The 19,223-nt window shown below is 53.4% G+C and carries 18 protein-coding genes and 1 other annotated feature; of the genes, 3 read left to right on the top strand and 15 right to left on the bottom strand.

Going from position 1 to position 19,223, the window contains the following annotated elements; all coding sequences use genetic code 11:
- Nucleotides 1–43: 43 nt before the first annotated feature.
- The gene (locus SBI19_RS16415; RefSeq protein WP_317970058.1) at nucleotides 44–649 is read right to left on the bottom strand and encodes a TetR/AcrR family transcriptional regulator; all 606 of its coding nucleotides are present in this window, start codon (nucleotides 647–649) and stop codon (nucleotides 44–46) included.
- 168 nt (nucleotides 650–817) lie between these two features.
- Here SBI19_RS16415 and SBI19_RS16410 point away from each other — a divergent pair, with 168 nt between their 5' ends.
- Nucleotides 818–1,576: an SDR family oxidoreductase gene (locus tag SBI19_RS16410; protein ID WP_317970056.1), complete on the top strand. Its 759-nt coding sequence runs from the start codon at nucleotides 818–820 to the stop codon at nucleotides 1,574–1,576.
- 76 nt (nucleotides 1,577–1,652) lie between these two features.
- Here the strand turns inward: SBI19_RS16410 and SBI19_RS16405 are convergent, their stop codons facing one another.
- The 13 genes from SBI19_RS16405 to SBI19_RS16345 all read right to left on the bottom strand — a co-directional run bounded on the left by SBI19_RS16405 (nucleotide 1,653) and on the right by SBI19_RS16345 (nucleotide 14,648).
- On the bottom strand, nucleotides 1,653–1,862 hold the full coding sequence (locus SBI19_RS16405) for a hypothetical protein (protein ID WP_317970054.1): 210 nt from the start codon (nucleotides 1,860–1,862) through the stop codon (nucleotides 1,653–1,655).
- A 133-nt stretch (nucleotides 1,863–1,995) separates the two neighbouring features.
- The gene (locus tag SBI19_RS16400) at nucleotides 1,996–2,151 is read right to left on the bottom strand and encodes a hypothetical protein (protein ID WP_317970052.1); all 156 of its coding nucleotides are present in this window, start codon (nucleotides 2,149–2,151) and stop codon (nucleotides 1,996–1,998) included.
- Between the two features lie 213 nt (nucleotides 2,152–2,364).
- Nucleotides 2,365–3,264, bottom strand: coding sequence for an SDR family oxidoreductase (locus tag SBI19_RS16395; RefSeq protein ID WP_317970050.1), 900 nt, complete (start codon nucleotides 3,262–3,264; stop codon nucleotides 2,365–2,367).
- Nucleotides 3,265–3,347: 83 nt separating this feature from the next.
- On the bottom strand, nucleotides 3,348–3,716 hold the full coding sequence (locus tag SBI19_RS16390; protein ID WP_317970048.1) for a DUF4180 domain-containing protein: 369 nt from the start codon (nucleotides 3,714–3,716) through the stop codon (nucleotides 3,348–3,350).
- A gap of 238 nt (nucleotides 3,717–3,954) precedes the next feature.
- Nucleotides 3,955–4,461, bottom strand: a complete 507-nt coding sequence (locus SBI19_RS16385; RefSeq protein WP_317970046.1) for a GNAT family N-acetyltransferase — start codon at nucleotides 4,459–4,461, stop codon at nucleotides 3,955–3,957.
- Nucleotides 4,462–4,466: 5 nt separating this feature from the next.
- The gene (locus SBI19_RS16380; protein WP_317970044.1) at nucleotides 4,467–5,018 is read right to left on the bottom strand and encodes a GNAT family N-acetyltransferase; all 552 of its coding nucleotides are present in this window, start codon (nucleotides 5,016–5,018) and stop codon (nucleotides 4,467–4,469) included.
- A gap of 62 nt (nucleotides 5,019–5,080) precedes the next feature.
- Nucleotides 5,081–5,309 (bottom strand) — a binding site (T-box leader).
- A gap of 118 nt (nucleotides 5,310–5,427) precedes the next feature.
- The gene (locus tag SBI19_RS16375) at nucleotides 5,428–7,002 is read right to left on the bottom strand and encodes a tetratricopeptide repeat protein (protein WP_317970042.1); all 1,575 of its coding nucleotides are present in this window, start codon (nucleotides 7,000–7,002) and stop codon (nucleotides 5,428–5,430) included.
- A gap of 173 nt (nucleotides 7,003–7,175) precedes the next feature.
- Nucleotides 7,176–7,844, bottom strand: a complete 669-nt coding sequence (locus SBI19_RS16370; protein WP_317970040.1) for a hypothetical protein — start codon at nucleotides 7,842–7,844, stop codon at nucleotides 7,176–7,178.
- 98 nt (nucleotides 7,845–7,942) lie between these two features.
- The gene (locus SBI19_RS16365) at nucleotides 7,943–8,893 is read right to left on the bottom strand and encodes an SDR family NAD(P)-dependent oxidoreductase (protein WP_317970038.1); all 951 of its coding nucleotides are present in this window, start codon (nucleotides 8,891–8,893) and stop codon (nucleotides 7,943–7,945) included.
- Nucleotides 8,894–9,006: 113 nt separating this feature from the next.
- Nucleotides 9,007–9,537, bottom strand: coding sequence for a TetR/AcrR family transcriptional regulator (locus SBI19_RS16360; protein ID WP_317970036.1), 531 nt, complete (start codon nucleotides 9,535–9,537; stop codon nucleotides 9,007–9,009).
- A 194-nt stretch (nucleotides 9,538–9,731) separates the two neighbouring features.
- Nucleotides 9,732–10,868 carry an SGNH/GDSL hydrolase family protein gene (locus tag SBI19_RS16355; RefSeq protein WP_317970034.1) on the bottom strand — a complete coding sequence of 379 codons (1,137 nt, stop codon included), beginning with the start codon at nucleotides 10,866–10,868 and terminating at the stop codon, nucleotides 9,732–9,734.
- A 44-nt stretch (nucleotides 10,869–10,912) separates the two neighbouring features.
- A complete protein-coding gene (locus SBI19_RS16350) occupies nucleotides 10,913–12,373 on the bottom strand; it encodes a patatin-like phospholipase family protein (protein ID WP_317970032.1) in 1,461 nt (486 codons plus the stop codon).
- Between the two features lie 307 nt (nucleotides 12,374–12,680).
- Nucleotides 12,681–14,648, bottom strand: a complete 1,968-nt coding sequence (locus tag SBI19_RS16345) for a GTP-binding protein (RefSeq protein WP_317970030.1) — start codon at nucleotides 14,646–14,648, stop codon at nucleotides 12,681–12,683.
- A 596-nt stretch (nucleotides 14,649–15,244) separates the two neighbouring features.
- Between SBI19_RS16345 and ahpC the strand changes: the two genes are divergently transcribed.
- Together ahpC and ahpF are read left to right on the top strand one after the other, a co-directional pair.
- Nucleotides 15,245–15,808, top strand: a complete 564-nt coding sequence (gene ahpC, locus SBI19_RS16340; RefSeq protein WP_317970028.1) for an alkyl hydroperoxide reductase subunit C — start codon at nucleotides 15,245–15,247, stop codon at nucleotides 15,806–15,808.
- A gap of 13 nt (nucleotides 15,809–15,821) precedes the next feature.
- Nucleotides 15,822–17,354, top strand: a complete 1,533-nt coding sequence (gene ahpF, locus SBI19_RS16335) for an alkyl hydroperoxide reductase subunit F (RefSeq protein ID WP_317970026.1) — start codon at nucleotides 15,822–15,824, stop codon at nucleotides 17,352–17,354.
- 155 nt (nucleotides 17,355–17,509) lie between these two features.
- Here the strand turns inward: ahpF and SBI19_RS16330 are convergent.
- A partial coding sequence (locus tag SBI19_RS16330) for an S-layer homology domain-containing protein (RefSeq protein WP_317970024.1) occupies nucleotides 17,510–19,223 on the bottom strand: 1,714 nt, incomplete at its 5' end.

Raw genomic sequence — 19,223 nt, 5'->3', positions numbered from 1 at the left:
GTTACTAAGCGTCCTAGCTTTCTTAGATTTCATTCATTATTGCTTATTGCCTCTTCCGATTCGTTCTCGCCTCTCGCGGCCGCCAATTAATAATGAGAATAAGCTGCTCCTGCATATAAGTGGGCGGATACTTGAACCCACCCTCTATCCAGTGAAAAATAAGGCCAAGCAAGGCGTGAATCGCATAAACCGCCGATAGTTCGGGATTAATATCATTGTCTGTGTTCTCGTAGACGAGTTCCTCCATCGAGATCTGCTTAATGGCTTGGAACATCCGCTCTTTCAGGCTGAGGATGACCTTGCTCTTGAGCAGAATCGTGTAGACAGCAGCATTGGCGTAGATGTGCTCGAAGATTTGAACGGAATTCGCAGTCAGTTCGTCGATTCGGAAAATGTCCTGATGCTCGTATGGCGCGCGGAACGATTTCAACAGATCTTGAATCAAATCCTCCATCAGGTCGCCGAGCAGCGCTTCCTTGTTCTCATAATGCGTATAGAACGTGCCGCGGTTATAATTCGCCTGCTCCACGATTTCCGTTATCGAAATCGCATCGTAGTCCTTCTGCTCCATTAAGTGAAGAAGCGACTGCTTCAGCGCTTCTTTGCTCCTCAGAACGCGCCTGTCCACTTTTTTGCCCAACTCGGTCATAAAAAACCATCCTTCGTTATTCAACAAATGACGTCGAAATGATCGTTAACTAACAAAAGCGCCTTTTTTACTGATTGTTTGCTCGGTTCTCTATTCATTATACTCGAATTAAACAGATGTATGGTTATTGAACATCTGTCTACTAACTAACCTTTGGAGGTCATCCGAATGAGACTTTCTGGACAAGTAGCTGTTGTAACGGGCGCTGCATCGGGCATGGGCAAAGCGATTGCCGAGCTTTATGCGGCTGAAGGAGCACAAGTTGTTGTTTCCGACTTGCGGATTGAAGCTGCGCAAGCCGTTGTAGACGGCATTGAAGCCAAAGGCGGTACTGCCCTGGCAGTGGCAGCGAATGTAGCGAAAGAAGAAGACGTGCAGCAGCTGATCGATGCGACTGTCGAGAAGTTCGGCACCGTTGATATATTGGTGAATAACGCCGGCATCATGGACAACTTCGTCCCTGCAGGCGAACTTACGGACGAGCTGTGGGATCGTGTATTCGCGGTCAATGCGACAGGTCCGATGCGTACAACGCGCAAAGTACTCCCATTGTTCCTGGAGAAGCAAGCAGGCGTTATCGTCAACATCGCTTCGGCAGGCGGTCTGCATGGTTCCCGCGCCGGCGCTGCATATACGGCTTCGAAGCACGCCGTTGTCGGCTTCACGAAGAACGTCGGCTTCCAATATGCGAAGCAGGGTATCCGATGCAACGCGATTGCGCCAGGCGGCGTGGCTACGAACATTGCGACGTCCATCAACCAGCCGAACCCGTTCGGTGCGGAGCGCGCAATGGCCGGCATGGCCATCAATCCGCGTACCGGCGAACCGGAGGAAATCGCGAAGGTCGCCTTGTTCCTCGCGTCGAGCGAGTCCAGCTTCGTCAACGGCACCGTAATCGCTGCCGATGCGGGATGGACGGCTTATTAATCTTTGTTAGTCCAATGAGAAGAAGCTGCACCCGCGATTCAACGCGGTGCAGCTTTTTTTTGTGCGTGACCAACGACTATCCCGCCAACGAGGCGGCCCCTCGAATGACCGCCGCAATGATTGCCGTTATTCGGAATGGCTTGTCCGTCACCAGCGTGTACAGCTGTGCGATGCTGGCAAGGGACAGAACGGCGAAAACAGCCATCTCTCGTTTGAGCCGTTTCCGCTTCCAATAGTAGTAGAACAGTCCCGCCGCAAACAGAATGACCACAAGAAACGGAATCATCTCGCACCTCCTTTCCTTCCCGCATAACGGAACGAGCTGCTCCTTCTTCAATTCTCCGCCCGCATATACGAAATTGCCGCGTTGTCAGATAAGCGCAATAGGCCGAAACCTCGCCGTCGATGCGAAAATGATGTTACTTATAGTCCGGCAGCTGCTTCATCGGCTGGTGAATGTGCTGGTCATACAGCTCGCTAAGACTCACCGCCACTCCTCCTATCCAGATCGCTATTATCGTCCCCAACGTTTCTAGGTTTATTCTCAATTGGTTGTTTATGGGTTTGTTATTCAAACAAAAAAAGCCCCCTCCGTCTGCTGATTAGTCAGCTTGCTGGAGGAGACCTATTTACATGATGATACTGCGTCTTCTTAAATGAGATGCAGCTTATCGGCTTGGTTTTCAGACATAGACACCCTGCCCTATGCACGGAAAAGAAGACCATTCCATAAAGGAGTGGTCTTCTTAGTTTGCTCTCGACTATTCGCTGGATCTGTCCGGATTCTATTAAGTCTCCGTCATCACACCGCCGTTAACGTGCAGCACCTGGCCCGTCACGTAGGATGAATCGTCCGAAGCTAAGTAAATATACGTCGGCGCCAGCTCGAAAGGCTGACCTGCCCGCTTCATCGGCGTCTCTAGGCCGAACGTCTTCACGTATTCCGCCGAATAGCTGGATACGATCAGCGGCGTCCAGATCGGACCTGGCGCTACCGCATTGACCCGAATGCCCTGACGCACAAGCTGCAGCGACAGCGAACGCGTGAAGGATACGATCGCGCCTTTGGTTGAAGAGTAATCCACCAGCAGCGGCGCACCTGCATAAGCAGTGACGGATGCTGTCGTAACGATGGCGCTGCCCGGCTTCAAGTGCGGCAGTGCCGCCTTCGTCATATAGAACATCGGGTATATATTCGTCCGATACGTATTCTCGAGCTGTTCGTCGGTTATGTCCAGAATGCTGGTCTGAGGAAATTGAACGCCCTGGTTCAAGACGAGAATGTCCAATCTTCCGTAGGCCTCCAGCGTTCTGCGAACAACCTCCGCTGAGAATGTCGGCTTGCGCAAATCGCCTTCAATAAGCAGGCACCGGCCGCCGTACTGTTCCATCATTCGCTTCGTATCTTCAGCATCCTTGCGCTCATAGAGATAGACGATGGCGACGCAAGCGCCTTCCTTCGCGAAGCCGATCGCCACCGCGCGGCCGATACCGCTGTCTCCCCCGGTAATGATGGCCACCTTACCCGCAAGCTTGCCGCTCCCCTTGTACTGCGGATTATCCGAGATCGGGATCGGATTCATGATATATTCCAGGCCCGGCTGAACATTCTGATGCTGCGGCGGGAACGTAATCGGCTGCTGGGTGCAGCGCGTCTCATAACCGTAATACGGATAATAAGGAATCACCTTTCATATCCTCCTTCGCCTAACTTCGCTTCAGCAGGATATTCGCCCATCTCTTGTTTGGTGAACCTTTCTTAGGCCGCAATTTACTGGACAGCGTGCAGCGCTTCGAGCGCCTCCTGCTCGGTGCTGACGAAGAAGAATTGTTTCCCATGGTTGCACTCGTAGATAAAGTCTCTTAGACTCTTGCTCTCATAGCCGCTATAATCGCCGACAATCGCCAGCTTGAAGCCGTAGTTCACATATTTCTGCAAAATATCGCCCGCAAGCTTCGTCCGCAGCTCGAAGAACTCTTCTGCAAGATTGGACTTGTGCAGCAATAGTTTGTCGCAATCCACCTCATACCTCACCGTTGCCATCAGGTCCAATGCGTCCTGCACCTCCTTGATGATAACCTCATCGCTTCGAATAATGGCAACGCTCGAACTGCCTTGCTGGTCAACCTGGATCTGCATGGTGCAGCCGCTCCTTCCGTGAGCCTATAAGCTCGTTTATAAAATAAAGGCACAGCGCGCCGGCACTGTGCCTCTTATATAGTTTGGACGGACGCTGCCGTTATTCCTCTTCATCCTCAAGACGAATACCGGTCTGCACCGCAGCATCTATCAAACTCCTCGATGCAAAGAAACAATCGTGCAGAAGCAGAAGAGCAATCTCCTGCACGACTGTTTTTCTTGTGCGGATATTCGATACTTAGAGTCTAAGCGCCATATGGTCCTCATCCCAATATCGACCCTCATATTTCATCGCCTGATGCTCTGTGCCGTATGTGACGAATCCGAGCGATTGGTACAAACTGCGGGCAGGTGCGTTGTCAGTGACGACCGTAAGGTTAATGATCTCCAGTCCGCTACAGCTCCTGGCCCGCTCGATAAGAGCGTGCAGCAATGCACGGCCAACTCCCTGTCCTCGCACCTCGGGCGCCGTATACATCCCGTACACATTGCCCTTGTGTCTAATCTTCGTACTGGCCTCACGCACGAACGTAACGATTCCAACCAGCAGCCCGTCCGTATCGATCGCTCCCAAGGTGAATTTGTCTTCCGCAGGCTTTAACCGCTCCTCTACGAATGCTAGAGCGAAGCCCGTTTCCCGCTCATAAGTGGAGCCGAACGCTTCCGGATTCGTCATCAGCCCGCGCAGCCTCAGTGCATGATAATTCGCAGCATCCGCTGCTTCCAACACACGTATCTGTACCATCATCATCACACCTTGTCTATGCGTGCGTAATATTCCGAACGAAGGATCCCGTAGTAGGTCACATCCTCGTACGCATCGCCCTTGCGGATATGACTGCGAAGCACGCCTTCATGCTTCATGCCCAGCTTCTCCATCACTTTGTACGAGCCTGGGTTGCGCGTCATCGCCGCCGCATAGACCCGATTGAGCGCGAGCTCCTCGAAAGCGTACTGCATGACTCGTGCCGCCGCCTCCGTACAATAGCCTCTGTTCCAATAAGGACGGCCGATCCAATAAGCCAACTCCGCCGTGTTATGACGCTGCTGCAGATGAATTCCGACAATACCGAGGAAACTCTCATCTTCCGCGCGTATCACCGCGAAGGAATAGCTATCGCCTCTTTCCGCGGCTTCCATCATTCCCTGGATGAATCCTGCAGATGAGCCGGCCGGATAAGGGTGCGGGATACCAAGTGTCGTATCCGCCACCTCCTTGTCCGCGGCCAAGCGCTCTATCGCTTCTGCATCCTGCGGCGCCAACAGGCGCAGCGTCAATCGCTTCGTCTGCATCATTGTCATCGAGCATCATCCCCTCTTCTAGTTACTGAACGGGACCAGCAACGACAAAAAAGCCCCATCCCCTAAGGGACGGAGCTGCTCCGCGTTACCACCCTGATTGACGTCATACGCCCACCTCGCCATCGTCCAACAACGATGCTTCCTTGTAACGGCGGAATCCCGTGCCCGCCTACTCATGTTCGGGGGCCAGCTCAGAGGCGATGTTTCCATCCGATTTCCCGCTGCCTCGCACCAACCGGCAGTTCTCTGAAGGGCTTCTTCGAATGTACTTGTCCTCATCGTCGCATTTGACAGCGTATGTGTCTATAATAAACAACACTATAACGAATAAGTAAGAATCTGTAAATAGAAAAAATCACCCGCTGCAGCTAACAACCGCAGCAGGCGATCCCTCTGACGTCCAACTAAGCTAGCCTTGCTCCAACCCTTGCAGCAGCGCCGCCGCTTCCTCATGGTCGGGCTCCAGTTCAAGCAGCGCCTTCAAATACTTGATCCCGTCGTCCTCCTGCTCCAGCTCGAAGCTGCAGACGGCGAGGCAGTAGAAGACCGTCGATACGACGTCGCCCTGCTCCTCCTCGACGGCGATCTCCAAGTAGCGCTTCGCATCCTCGTACCGATCCATCTCGAACAGGATCAGCCCCGCATCCATCGCCAGGTTGTATCGCTGAGCCATGATGTAGTATCCGGACCACATGCGTTCGATCCCCCAATGGAGATCCTCGATTTCCTCATCATTAGCGTCCGGCAGCAAACTCGATATCCGCTTCGCGCACTGGATGAAGAATTCCGCATCATAACCGCCTAAACGCCAGAAGCTCATGATTTGATGCAATTTCAACTCGTCTATTTGTTGATCGACGCATTCCTTCAAGCTGAAGAACTCGTCCGGTCCGAACCGCTCGATAAATCGGCGGTACGCCAGCTTCGTCTGATAGCAGCTCTTTGCGTTATCGACGTGGATGATGCACCCGACGTTGATATTGCGATAATGCTGCTCAGGGAACAGAGCCAGCGCCCCGCGCTGCTCGAATACATGCACGAACGCATGATAGTTCGCCATAAGCGAGAAGCTGCCGTGCAGCGTCAGTATAGGCGGCTCGGCGAATTTCCAGTTGTCGAGCAGATGATCGCCTTTGTCCGCCGTCAGCAATACGAAGCCCGACCGCGACAGCCCATTAATCCGTTCCAAGCAAGTGAGGCCCGCTACCGGGAACAGAAAATGCGAATCCTCCAGTTCCTCCTGATACAATGCGATCAGATCACGGTATGGGTAATCCTCCCGTTCGTAAGCCGGCTCCCGCCGATGCTCATAACGCAGCTTGATTTGATTCAGCTCGTCCGCTGGCTTCAGCTTCCCGGATACCGTATCGCGTGCTGCTTGCTCCGTATACTCGACGAAAACGTCCGCTTCATAAGTGCGGCCATCTCCGATATAGAGCAGCTCTTGCGGGATACTGTCGAAGACATAGTTCGCAATGATCACCACAGGCTGCTGCAGATCGCCTGATTGTATGGTCAAACCGGACACAAAGAGATTTAACTCCGTATCATTCACTGCATCGAATCGTGCAAAGTCGAGCAGCCCTTGCGCTGCGTAATGCTGCAGCTTCGGATGCTGCTGCCATGCGGTCACATTGCTCATCGCCAGATCGGTCATGACATAGCGGAATGGCGGCAAGTCCTTGCCGGCATAGTCCATAAGCTCGCACAGCTCATGAATGACATGGTAAGCAAGCCTGCCCGCTCCGGCCCCCAACTCGACGATATAAACCGTATCCGAGGTATGCCCTTGACTCGCCCGATCCTGCATCAGCCCCATGATCATCTCCGCATAAGCATTCGCGATCATCGGATTGCATGTTATATATTGCGGAACCTGATCGTTGTTCCACGCCTTTAATCCCAGCTGTTCATAATACTGCCGCTGCAGCTCCCAGAATGGTGCTTCCGTGAAGCGATAGCGCTGGCTATTGTTCGATGTCATGATTCTTTATCCTGCCTTCTGAACGTAGTTACTTAACCTCTATCGTAACAAAGGCTACCGCATAAGAACAACCTTCACGGTGAAAAGCAATAAAGTCACTCGATAAAAGACATGAAAAACAACCGCATCGTCGGCTGACCGAGATACGGCTGTCTGGCATGCATTCATGCGGTTCATTTATTCTGCTTAAGATCGCCGATATAGTGCGAGAAGATCTGCTCAATCGGCTTAAAGTACAGATACCCATCATCATCCCACGGCTGAAAATGAACATCCATCCGCGAGTCGCTCCAATTGACCGGCGTCCCCTTCGTGTTCAGGCGCCCTGGTACAGTTGGCTCCTCCACCATATTCGGAAACTCCTGATAGCCGAATAACAGATTCTCATGCATGCCGATGATCTCGTATTTGGGGCCGAAGAACGCACGCTCCTCCTGCAGCTGATAATGGTAGTAGATATAGCTGCTTGCCATATCCGGCTTCAGATGCGCCACGCGTCCTCTACGCTGCTCGACAGGTGACTTCCGCAGCCAATGCTCCTTATCCGCGGGCTCGTTGAAGTGGAACACATCGACCATGCGAATCCACTTGCGTGGTTCAGGCTGGCCCGGCCAATCGCTCAAGAAGGGCACCGCTGCACCCGCGACTTCCTCGGGAGCGGCTTCCCGATCGATGCATTCATAATAGAGAAACAGGTTGTCGCGCCAGTGGAAGGCGGCAGCCGTCATGAGACGCCCTTGCCGTACAAGTTCCAACGCTTGGTTGCTCCCCGCCAGTGATGCGATTCCTTCTTCCTTCTGACCTTGCTTCCATGCCGCCCGATAGATATACCGCTCAATCATCTGCCTGCTCCTCCGTGTTCGCTTGAAGTATGTCTGATATCCTGCCGTTCCCTGCTGCCAACTATCGATAGTGTCTTCCATTCACCGTCTTGTCTGCACTACGATTTCAACGCGTGAATCGTCTCGGCAATTCCTTGCTCGAAGCTTGTTGCTTTAATCGGACCAATCCAACGCTTATACTTCTCCCCGCTTAGACGAAGCGGTTCCGTCGTCAAATACAACATCTCGACGACCTCCTTCATCACTGGAACGAACAACCCAAGCGCCGCCAGACTACGCTTGCCTAGAGGAAGCACCGGCTTCTTGACGCCCGATACTTCACGCGCAATGCGTACGATGTCGTTGCCGGCAATGATGCCGCCGCCGGGAATGTTCCACTCCTGCCCGTAAGCATGATCATGAAGCGACAGCTCAACAATCATATTCGCTGCATCAGGCAGATAAACATACTCTCGCGGCACATGCATATTCCCGATAAACATCGCCATTTTGCCTGCCGCAATCGCCTCAAGCGTACCGCCCAGGTACGAGGCTTGGTTCGCTGTCGGACCGTAATAGTCCGGCAGGCGGGCAATGAGCGGGCGGGCGTTACGCCAGCGCTTATTGAATATCATTTCGGCGAATTGAAGACGAGTCCTGCCTTTGCGCGTATGCGGCCGCTTCGGATGCTCTTCCGTCACCAAGTTCGCCTGTCTTCTGCCGTAGGGGTAAATGCCATCGATTACGACCACTTGCATGCCGCGTCGGTCAGCCGCTTCCATAACCGCCTCGCCAAGCGGGATCAGCTTCGTCTCCATCTCGTGATACGGGACGTTCGCGCAATGGAAAAGCACATCTGCGTCTTCGGATGCGGATGCTACATCATCTGTCCGGAACGCGTCGCCGACGGCCAGCGATAGATGAGACGGATTGCCGAGACGAGCGGCGAACTGCTCCAACTTGCTGCGTGAGCGGCCAAACGCGATGACAGGCACCCCTCTGCGCACCAACTCCTCTGTCACCGCCGCTCCTGTTCCGCCAGTAGCTCCAATAACGATTGCTTTTTTCATTTTTCATCAGCCTCCGATTTGTAATTGATCAATCACTAACTTCTGTTGAACTCACTATATCAAGTTGTGAGTGATTGGTCAATAACTAAATGTAAAAAAAAGAGAAGCCTTGTTCAGCCTCTCTTCCCGTCCATTAATTCCGGCAGATCAAGCGCCATCGCAATGTTGCACAGCATGCCGCGGGCAAGGAACAACAGGGTCCGTTCTTCCGCATTCGCGATTCCTTGCGCCCGGAACGCCTCCAGCACAATACCGCGCACCTCTCGCAAGCCATCCTGCATCGCAGCGCGAATGGACTCCTCTTGAATCGTCTGGGCCTGCATCTGCAGCAGCGTCTCCTGCCGATGAGCAGCAAGCAGCTCCTCGTATGCTTCAATCAGCTCCTGCTCCAGTCGATCTGGCGAAGCGGTAGCGACGACTTGTCGGAACGCCGCAGCGACTCGCTCCCATGATGCTTCCAGTGCCGCCAGCAGCAGCAATTCTTTGGTCGCGAAGAACCGAAATACATAAGGCTGCGAAATGCCTGCCCGCTGCGCCACCTGCGCCGTCGTTGTGCGGTAATAGCCCGTCTCTGCGAACACTTCGATCGCTGCGGAAATAATGTCTGCCCTTCGGTTCACCGATACGTTATCGTTCTTAGCCATAATCTCCATCTCCGGTCATTGTCTACTTAGTGATGAATCAATTATATGTTGAGTGTAACAATGAATCCATAGGAGAAGCAAGTGGACCTGCTTCTCCTATTGGATCTTCTTCTTACAATACGAACATATCATTCCTCTGAGTCGATGAGATCCCATTCTCTTGACTCCATGCTTTCTATGGCATAGATCAACAATTAGCCTTTTTTGGCAGACAACAAACGCTCAATATGCTTCGTTAAGACCTCTGCCGCCTGCCGATGTGCAAGGAGGCCGGGGTGGCTTCTTGCCCCGGTCGTCTCATCTGTCATAGCCGGAAGCTCGCAGATCGATACCTTGCGGTCCCCTGAGCGGAGGGCATAAGCATCCACTGCGCGGCGAATAGCCGGCATCATCGGGGTTCCCAGCATGCCGTAGGCCCATGCGATATGCGCGTCCCGATTGCACCGTCTGAGCTTCGTTAAGAACTGCTCGGCTGCCGTTTCGAACGCGGCGATATCTTCCGCGTTATAACTGCCGTCAGCATTCAATCGTTGTTTATATGAGACTCCCGTCGACGGATCCCGCCACTCTGCCCAATGGAATGCCCCGCCGTCATTCGTCCCGAGATTCACAACAATAACGTCAGGCTGCCAAGCTGCGAAATCATTCGGTTCATGCGCGCCAAGCGCTTCGTTGTCCGCTCCCGCAAGCACGCCGCACACCTGCTCGTAGTACGACGGAATGTTGTTATGCGGATTGTTGTCCCAGCCCGTCAGAACGCCCCAGCCGCTCTGCGATATGACCCGGTAATCGGCATTCAGCCTATCTGCCGTCATGGCCGTATAGTTGTCGACAGCGCTGAACCACATCGGAATCCAGTCCTCTTCCTGCTTCGCGCCTATAGCGCCTTCGCCAGAGGTGATGCTGTCTCCGATAAATTCGATGCGATGGGAAGCTTGTGCCGCCGGATGAAAAGCACCGTCGCCTTTCACCGCATGAATGCGCAAGGAACAGCCCAAGTCGCCGCTCATTGCCTGCACATCTTTGACGATGCGCACATTTTTGACAGCTTGACCGTTCATGCCCCTGAACACGCAAATCCAGTGCTTGCCGGCTGTAACCATCATACGGCTCACCGGTGCGCCGTTGATCAGAATGCTGATCCACGGCTCGTATTGATCATAACGGGCTTCGACCTCCACCCAAAGCTCGGTTCCCGCCGCATTAAGCTCAATCGCGCTTCCGGTCCAGAACAGCACGAGCGGCGACAGCGACCCTGTCGTTCTGCCATGAACCTTCACATAAGGGATGGCAGACAATTCATGTACAACTAGCTGTTGATTTTGCACCATATTCGTTAACTCCTTAATAACTAGAGTGGCGTGCAAACCCCGTTCTAAACAGAAGCAGCGGTGTGCCTACTGCTGTTCTTCTTCGCCAAGGATGCCATCGTTCCCTTGCGCTTCCCTTTGGCGATTTGCCGTTTAAGCAGCAGCGTTCCCCCGAGCGTTGCGGCAATGATCGGGAATAAAACAACGTACCAGATCGCATCATACAACCCGTGACGGACTGAGATAAATGCCAATATCGTCAAATAAAACAGGCTGTACCCATATCGCCGAATAAGCGGCATCGTCAGCTCTGGCAGCCAGTGGCGTTTCGGCTCCTTCTGTCCTAACAGCCTCAGGTATTGCTGCGAAGGCATCTCGGCATATTCGCGAACAGCCATGAATGGCCACTGCTCGCCTGAAATCCTCTTCGCTGCCTGTTCGCTTATGGATGGCCCCTTCAGCTTGCCGATCTGCTCGCCGCAGGCATGATATCCGACATACATTAACGTATAGGCTTCCACCTCTGAGAACGCGTTCAAATCCGTCCTCATATTCATCGCTAACGTCCGCACAGCCGGATCGATGCCCGGGATGTCATTGCACATGTCGATTACAATATCGTCGGTCCCCCCGATCCGCAGGTCGCGGATGGCGTTCATGAACAGGTCCTGAATGCGGAAGAACGATTCGGCGGAGCCGACTTCCGGATAATTCTCCATGCGAAGGGGCTTGGATGCATCACTGAGCAGAACCTGCATGCCATCCTGCTCGAGCAGTTGAATCGCATGGCCGCCCAAGTTATCCAATACGCCTCCGTCCACTCCATGCACCACGCGATCTCCGAATGGAATACGAATAGGATCGAATAAACCAGGGACGCAAGCAGAGGCAGCTGCCGCTGTAGATAAGGCCAGATTCATCGCCTCATCAACCCGAATCGAATGATTCTGCTCATTGAGCTGCCACAGCGGGCTTCTCCGATCCGTGGAGATGAACAGCGGCTGCCCATTTTCCAAAATGGACGTGTTCATAATCAGCTCCGGCTTCTTGTTCGCAGGATGAACGGGCGGGGCCATCAGGTCGCGCAGCACGACGGATTCGAATATAAGAGTGTTCATCTCGTACGCCAGCTTAGAATCGAACTTGGTCGCAGGATTGAGGTACGGCGCAAGCTTAGGAAACCGTCTCGTGATCGGCCAAAGCAGCTGACAGACCGGCTTCGGGAACATTCGCGAGATCGCGCCTGATAGGACCACGTGATCACGCAAATCCTCTTGGACGACGGGGAGAAACGCCCCGATGACCCGCTGCATCAAGTTCCGGTAATCCTGATCGGTGAGCAGACGATCGCGTTGAAGCTCCTCGCACAGCATTTTGTAATAAAAGGCACCTACGATCGATCCGCCGGATACCGTGGATAAGGCATGTACTTCCTTAAGCAGTCCTTCGTCGGCCAGCCGGGCCATCACGCCAAGATGATACAACGATGCCCGATACCCGCCGCCGGATAAAGCCAACCCGATCACAATCGTCACTTCCCCCTTCTAGTTAACAACACAAAAAGGCACCTCGATGGGTGCCTGCTATTCGTTAATCCGTTACTTGACCGTTCACCGAGGTAGGGAATGCCTCCTCAATCGTGTCCCTCTGGCTGCCTGGACGCTCCTTCGGGGATTCCGGCTTCTTGTCTTGCTCCGACATCAAAACGTCACCTCCATGATGGTTACAGTTCGACGCCGTACATGCAATACCTGTGCAACCCGAGCGAGAAATGACATTTTTTCGCAAAAAATAATAGTATGCGCCGGCCCTGCACCACCATCCCCTAAGCCGCTATAGCAGATGCATCTTCGCCTCTGCTTCATCCCAAGGCACAATATACCCATGCCCCTTCGCGCAAAAGATGGAGGATGACGTGTACAGTGGATCCGCGTCCTTCCGGTAATCTTTCCGTTCAATGACTTCCTGTGCGTTATGACACCGATCATAACCGCCGAACGCGAGATGAATCGTGCCTCTGCCATGCGTATTCGCGGCAAGCTCCGTGCTGTAATGCATGAAGGTCGCGACAGGGACACTTCCTGTGACGACTGCATGCGTCGCCGTCGTCTGCGGCGGGTAGAAGCGGCCGCTCGCCCGCTGAATGTCCGACAGCACTTTGCCGAGATCATCGAGCTCGACACGGATTTTGAATAGATAATACGGCTCCAACAGCACATTGTCCGCCTTCTCCAACCCCTGCCGCAGCGCACGGAATGTAGCTTCACGGAAATCGCCGCCATGCGTATGCTCGTTATGCCCCGCACCCTTCAATAGCGTAACCTTAATATCGGTCACCGCCATGCCTGTCAGCAAGCCGTGATGCTCGCGCTCGAATAGATGCGTGCGGATGACATTCTGGCTGCCGATGCTTAATTCATTCGGATGACATACGCTCTCGAATGCAATGCCGCTGCCTCGTTCACCCGGCTCGAGCAGCAGATGCACCTCCGCATAATGCTTGAGAGGCTCGAAGTGGCCGTATCCTCTCACTGTGGTCGCGATCGTTTCTTTATATAAAATCTCAGGACTGCCGAACGTCACCGCCATCTGGAACCGGTCCTTCATAATCTGCTGCAGCACTTCGAGCTGAATGACGCCCATGACGTGGATATGAATTTCCTGCAGCGTCTCCTCCCAAATAACGTTCAAGGAAGGGTCCTCGGCATCCAGCATGCGGAAGGCGCGAAGCACATCCTTCACATTGAGCGTATCCGAGAAGTTCACCTTCGAGGTCAGCGTTGGCACCAGCTCATAATCAAGCTTGTCCGAGCAGGCGCCTACGCCTTGCCCAGTCTCCGCAGCGGATAACCCGATCACTGCGAACAGATCACCCGCCGCCACCTGATCAACCGGCTGCGACCTTGTTCCGTTCACGATGAGCAGCCGAGTGACCTTCTCGATTAGCTGCTCGTCGCCTTCGCTGCCGCTGATGCGATACGTCAGCTCGTCGCGCACCTTGAGCGCGCCGCTCAACGCTTTGATATACGTGTGACGCACGCCGCTCTGGTCGTAACGGATTTTGTAGACGCGTCCTCCGAACTTGGCTTGTTCATCGTCGTTCACGGTCGTCAATCTATGAAGCTGGTCTAGGAACTCGACAACACCTTCATCCTGAAGGGCCGAGCCGCTTGCACATGGATAGATCGTTCCGCCACTGATCATTGTCTGCAGCGTCCGCAGCCAGTAGCTCGGATCATCTGCCCCGCTGAGGAATGCATCCAACACCTGCTCGTCCCGCTCCGCCATGCTCTCCCGCAGTGCTTCTCCAACCGCACCACCGGTGAAGTTTCCGTTCAGGCTGCACACATCCGCCGTCAGATGCATGCGAATTTCGTCCATTGCACGGTCGACGTCGGCGCCAACTCGATCTATTTTGTTAAGGAAGAAGAACGTCGGGATACGATGCTTGTGCAGCAGCTGCCACACCGTCTCCGTATGCCCCTGCACGCCTTCCACCGCGCTGACGACGAGAATGGCGTAATCCATCACCCGAATGGCGCGCTCCATCTCCGGCGAGAAATCGACGTGACCCGGCGTATCGATGAGATAATAAGTGGTATCTTTATAGGACATAACCGCCTGATCGGCGAACACCGTAATGCCCCGCGCCCGCTCGATCTCATGGCTGTCGAGGTAAGCGTCCTTATGGTCGACTCGTCCCCGTTCCCTAATGCTATTCGTATGGTACAGCAGTTGCTCGGCCAGCGTCGTCTTCCCCGCATCGACGTGGGCGAACATGCCTATCGTTATCGGTCTCATCCAGCTCTCCTTGACTACCCATTATATGTGCCAACTTAACGTTATCGCCTGTCCCCTTATCATAGCTCATACGGGCAGATTCGTCCTGCTCTCTCCTAAGTAAAGTACGTGTTCAAAAAGTTCGGTTTTCAGCACCGACGTGGAATGAGGATCGGAGCATAGTGCTGCGTGAGAACCGGAAGTCTCGGCTTCATCCAAGATTCGATCCGAGTACACTCCTTGAGATGCTTCGTGATCTGAAGCGATCTTTTTGAACTTCCTCTATATGTTATCGTTCTGTGAACAGTGAGAATCGTTCTCCACTGCACATAGTGTCAAACCCATCTTTATGGTAAAATGAACCTTGTCTACGCCCAGTTGGCGCGATTACATACGTCTGTATGAATGATTTGACTATTCTTGGAACACAGTATCCTGTGGGACTTTGTCGAGTGCCAGATTTAAGTCCGTTTCAAACCAAGAAATAAGACGTCAGTTTTCTTGACAAACAGCTAGATTAGAATTATTATAAACAGACAATAATTATCGCCCAGCACGCTACCGGTCATCCGCACAGTATGCGAGGCAACACTATATATATTTGGAGGTAATGAACAATGTCCCTTATCGGATCCGAGGTAAAACCTTTCAAAGCAACAGCTTACAAAAACGGTGCTTTCATCGACCTGACAGAAGCAGACTTCAAAGGCAAATGGAGCGTAGTATGCTTCTACCCAGCTGACTTCACGTTCGTATGCCCTACGGAACTCGAAGACCTGCAAAACCAATACGCTGCGCTGCAAGCGCTCGGCACAGAAGTTTACTCCGTATCGACGGATACGCACTTCACGCACAAAGCTTGGCATGACAGCTCGGCAACGATCGGCAAAATCACGTACGCAATGATCGGCGACCCAACGCACACGATCTCCCGCAACTTCGACGTTCTGATCGAAGCTGACGGTCTGGCTGACCGCGGTACGTTCATCATCGACCCAGACGGCGTGATCCAATCCGTTGAGATCAGCGCTGGCGGCATCGGCCGTGACGCGAGCATCCTCGTCGGCAAAATCAAAGCAGCTCAATACGTTCGCAATAATCCAGGCGAAGTATGCCCTGCTAAATGGCAAGAAGGCGCTGCGACGCTGAAACCTAGCCTCGATCTCGTAGGCAAGATCTAAGGAGCGGATATCTATGGCACTCGACTCCGAAATCAAAGCACAGTTAAATCAATATCTGCAGCTCTTAGAAAGCGACGTCGTGCTGAAGGTTAATGCGGGGTCGGATAGCGTATCTGAAGAGATGCTGGCATTGGTCAATGAACTTGCCAGCATGTCTTCCCGGATTACCGTAGAGCAGGCACAGCTCGAGAGAACGCCAAGCTTCAGCGTCAACCGTGTTGGCGAAGATACTGGTGTTACGTTCGCCGGCGTCCCGCTGGGACATGAATTTACATCTCTTGTACTCGCCCTCCTGCAAGTGAGCGGCAGAGCGCCGAAGGTCGATCAGAGCGTTATTGATCAGATCAAGGCGATCAAGGGTGAATATCGTTTCGAATCCTACATCAGTCTGAGCTGCCACAACTGCCCGGATGTCGTGCAGGCGCTGAACGTACTGAGCGTCCTGAACCCTGGCATTTCGCATACGATGATTGATGGCGCTGCCTTCAAGGAAGAAGTCGAGAGCAAGGACATTCTTGCTGTTCCGACGGTCTACCTCAATGGCGAATCGTTCGGCAGCGGCCGTATGTCGCTTGAAGAGATTCTTGCGAAGCTCGGCACTGGCCCAGATGCATCAGAGCTCTCCGATAAAGAGCCTTTCGATGTGCTCGTCGTTGGCGGCGGCCCTGCTGGCGCAAGCGCAGCGATCTACGCAGCCCGCAAAGGCATCCGTACCGGTATCGTGGCTGAACGCTTCGGCGGCCAAGTCATGGATACGCTCGGCATCGAGAACTTCATCAGTGTCAAGTACACGGAAGGTCCGAAGCTTGCAGCGAGCCTGGAAGAGCATGCAAAGGAATACGGCATCGATATTATGAATCTGCAGCGCGCGAAGCGCCTGGAGAAGAAAGACCTGATTGAGCTTGAACTCGAGAACGGCGCTGTACTGAAGAGTAAGACCGTTATCGTCTCGACTGGCGCACGCTGGCGCAATGTTGGCGTTCCAGGCGAGCAAGAGTTCAAGAACAAAGGCGTAGCCTACTGCCCGCACTGCGACGGTCCGCTGTTTGCAGGCAAGCATGTAGCCGTTATCGGCGGCGGCAACTCCGGCATCGAAGCCGCGATTGACCTCGCTGGTATCGTAAGCCACGTCACGGTGCTTGAGTTCATGCCTGAGCTGAAGGCCGACTCGGTATTGCAGAAGCGCTTGTTCAGCCTGCCTAACGTAACGGTGCTGAAGAACGTTCAAACGAAAGAAATTACGGGTACGGACAAAGTAAACGGCATTACTTACGTTGAGCGCGACACTGGCGCAGAGCAGCACATCGAGCTGCAAGGCGTATTCGTCCTGATCGGTCTCGTACCGAATACGGATTGGCTGGCCGAAACCGTTGAGCGCAATCGCATGGGCGAGATCGAAGTTGACCGTCAAGGCGCAACGTCTCTCCCAGGTGTATTCGCTGCAGGCGACTGCACGAACAGTGCATACAAGCAAATCATCATCTCGATGGGATCGGGCGCTACGGCATCACTCGGCGCATTCGATTACCTGATCCGCAACTACTAAGCTATTATCCAGCCGCTTGACGATCGGTTTATCCGAGACGTCGGGCGGCTTTTTCACGTGTTAGCGTATCGTGTTGATGAATAAAGGAAAAGGCGGGACAGTGCACCTGATTGGTGCGCTATCCCGCCTTTTGTTTTGCATTGAAGAGATATGTGCTACTGCTTGTTAATGAGTTCGGACTGCTGCAGAAGCCGCTCGATGATGATCGCAACCTCAGCCTTCGTAATGTGGTCCTTAGGCGCTAACAGCTTGCTGCTCTTGCCGTTGACAAGGCCTGCTTGCAGGCAAAGCATGATGCTCTGTTCAGCCCAAATCGATACGTTCCCCGCATCCGAATAAGGTTTCAGCGCTGTATCCGCTGACTGTGCGGAGATTGTCTCCGTCAGTTTCGTAAGTGTCATTGCCCGAGCAATAATAACCATTGCCTGCTCACGCGTGATGACGTCCTGTGCATGGAACTGTCCGTCGCCCAATCCGTCAATCAGGTGATAGGCGTACGCTGCGTTAACGGCACCGTTATACCATGCGGATTGCTTCACATCGGAGAATGGCGATACGCCGTTAATCTGCTCAAGCCCCAGTGCACGAACGATAATGGCGATAAATTCGGCACGTGTGATGGATTTGCGCGGCTCATATAGACCCTTGCCCGATCCCTGGACAATCATGCGCGATCCGAGATCATTAATTGCATCTTGTGCTGCAAGCCCCTCAACATCCTTGAACTGAACCGGATGCACGATGAGTGCATACGTGCTGTTCGTCAAGCTGTTGATGACAGCGTAATAACGGCCGCCTTGTTGAACAATCTTAGTTGGTACATGACGAGTTGTACCGTCTGCTTCAACGACGACAGCCGTTGTGATCTTGTTCGGATCAACGCCTTCTGGAATTGCGATTGTGCGTTCGATGTACGAATTGAATTGCGATAGTTCGATCGAACGGTCATCATGTTGCGCTCTAACCGTAAATTGCATCGGCTTCAGCACGAGCGCGAAGCCTCCGTCAGCGGCTGCATCTTTCACGAGCTCAGCTGTTTCTGCGGTAGGTTTCGCAATCTCGATTTGCACATTGATTTGATTCAGATCCGTTACACCCAGCTGCTTAACAATTGCTTGGATGTCGATCTCTACGGATGGCAGTGTATACGAAGCCTGTCCGGTCTGAAGAACCAGGACCGCTTGTTTATCCGCCATCTGACTGATCATCTGGCCATTCAGTTGTCCAACGATAACATCGGAAGCATCGTTAACCGGAATGGTAATGACAGTGCCTTGCTCTGCCGCTTGCAGTTTCGCAGCCAGCTTGTTTGGATCAAGTGTAATCGTGAGAACCGATTGGTCATTACGTGCGCTTGTCGCATCTTTTCCCACGCTCTCGGCTTTGCCATTGATCCATACCTCGAAGCCCTTTTCTGTTGATTCAACAGGTTGTGATGGCTCAGAAGGCTGTGATGGTGAAGGCACGTACGGCAATGCTGGTACCGTTAGGACGAATGTCTTCGTCTCGCTTGTTGAGCCTTTCGTAATCGTTGCCGTCAGCGTTACGAGTGCGTCACCCGCAGAGTAGCTTGGGCGCGTTACCGTTCCGTTGGCTGCGACGATACTCGATTTATCCGAGCTCCAAGTGATGCTCGTTCCGTCTAGGCCTGCCGTGCTGAGTGTCAGGTTCCGCCTCACGTCAGCGGCTGTGTCTCCAGTTGCATAGCCTACAGTCAATACATCTTTCGCTGCTGCAACTGCTTCAGCATCGGTTTGTGCAAGCGTCGTTACCGTCAATGTGAAGGTCTTCGTCTCTTCGACGGAGCCCTTCTTGATCGTTGCCGTCAGCGTTACGAGTGCGTCACCCGCTGTGTAGCTTGGGCGGGTC

The sequence above is a fragment of the Paenibacillus sp. CCS19 genome (assembly GCF_033239625.1).
Taxonomy (GTDB): Bacteria; Bacillota; Bacilli; order Paenibacillales; family Paenibacillaceae; genus Paenibacillus_T.
This window is presented reverse-complemented; position numbering and strand designations above follow the sequence as displayed.

Coding starts and splice junctions, on each gene's coding strand:
- SBI19_RS16415 (WP_317970058.1), bottom strand. CDS start 649: ATGACCGAGTTGGGCAAAAAAGTGGACAGGCGCGTTCTGAGGAGCAAA.
- SBI19_RS16410 (WP_317970056.1), top strand. CDS start 818: ATGAGACTTTCTGGACAAGTAGCTGTTGTAACGGGCGCTGCATCGGGC.
- SBI19_RS16405 (WP_317970054.1), bottom strand. CDS start 1,862: ATGATTCCGTTTCTTGTGGTCATTCTGTTTGCGGCGGGACTGTTCTAC.
- SBI19_RS16390 (WP_317970048.1), bottom strand. CDS start 3,716: ATGCAGATCCAGGTTGACCAGCAAGGCAGTTCGAGCGTTGCCATTATT.
- SBI19_RS16385 (WP_317970046.1), bottom strand. CDS start 4,461: ATGGTACAGATACGTGTGTTGGAAGCAGCGGATGCTGCGAATTATCAT.
- SBI19_RS16380 (WP_317970044.1), bottom strand. CDS start 5,018: ATGACAATGATGCAGACGAAGCGATTGACGCTGCGCCTGTTGGCGCCG.
- SBI19_RS16375 (WP_317970042.1), bottom strand. CDS start 7,002: ATGACATCGAACAATAGCCAGCGCTATCGCTTCACGGAAGCACCATTC.
- SBI19_RS16370 (WP_317970040.1), bottom strand. CDS start 7,844: ATGATTGAGCGGTATATCTATCGGGCGGCATGGAAGCAAGGTCAGAAG.
- SBI19_RS16365 (WP_317970038.1), bottom strand. CDS start 8,893: ATGAAAAAAGCAATCGTTATTGGAGCTACTGGCGGAACAGGAGCGGCG.
- SBI19_RS16360 (WP_317970036.1), bottom strand. CDS start 9,537: ATGGCTAAGAACGATAACGTATCGGTGAACCGAAGGGCAGACATTATT.
- SBI19_RS16355 (WP_317970034.1), bottom strand. CDS start 10,868: ATGGTGCAAAATCAACAGCTAGTTGTACATGAATTGTCTGCCATCCCT.
- SBI19_RS16345 (WP_317970030.1), bottom strand. CDS start 14,648: ATGAGACCGATAACGATAGGCATGTTCGCCCACGTCGATGCGGGGAAG.
- ahpC (WP_317970028.1), top strand. CDS start 15,245: ATGTCCCTTATCGGATCCGAGGTAAAACCTTTCAAAGCAACAGCTTAC.
- ahpF (WP_317970026.1), top strand. CDS start 15,822: ATGGCACTCGACTCCGAAATCAAAGCACAGTTAAATCAATATCTGCAG.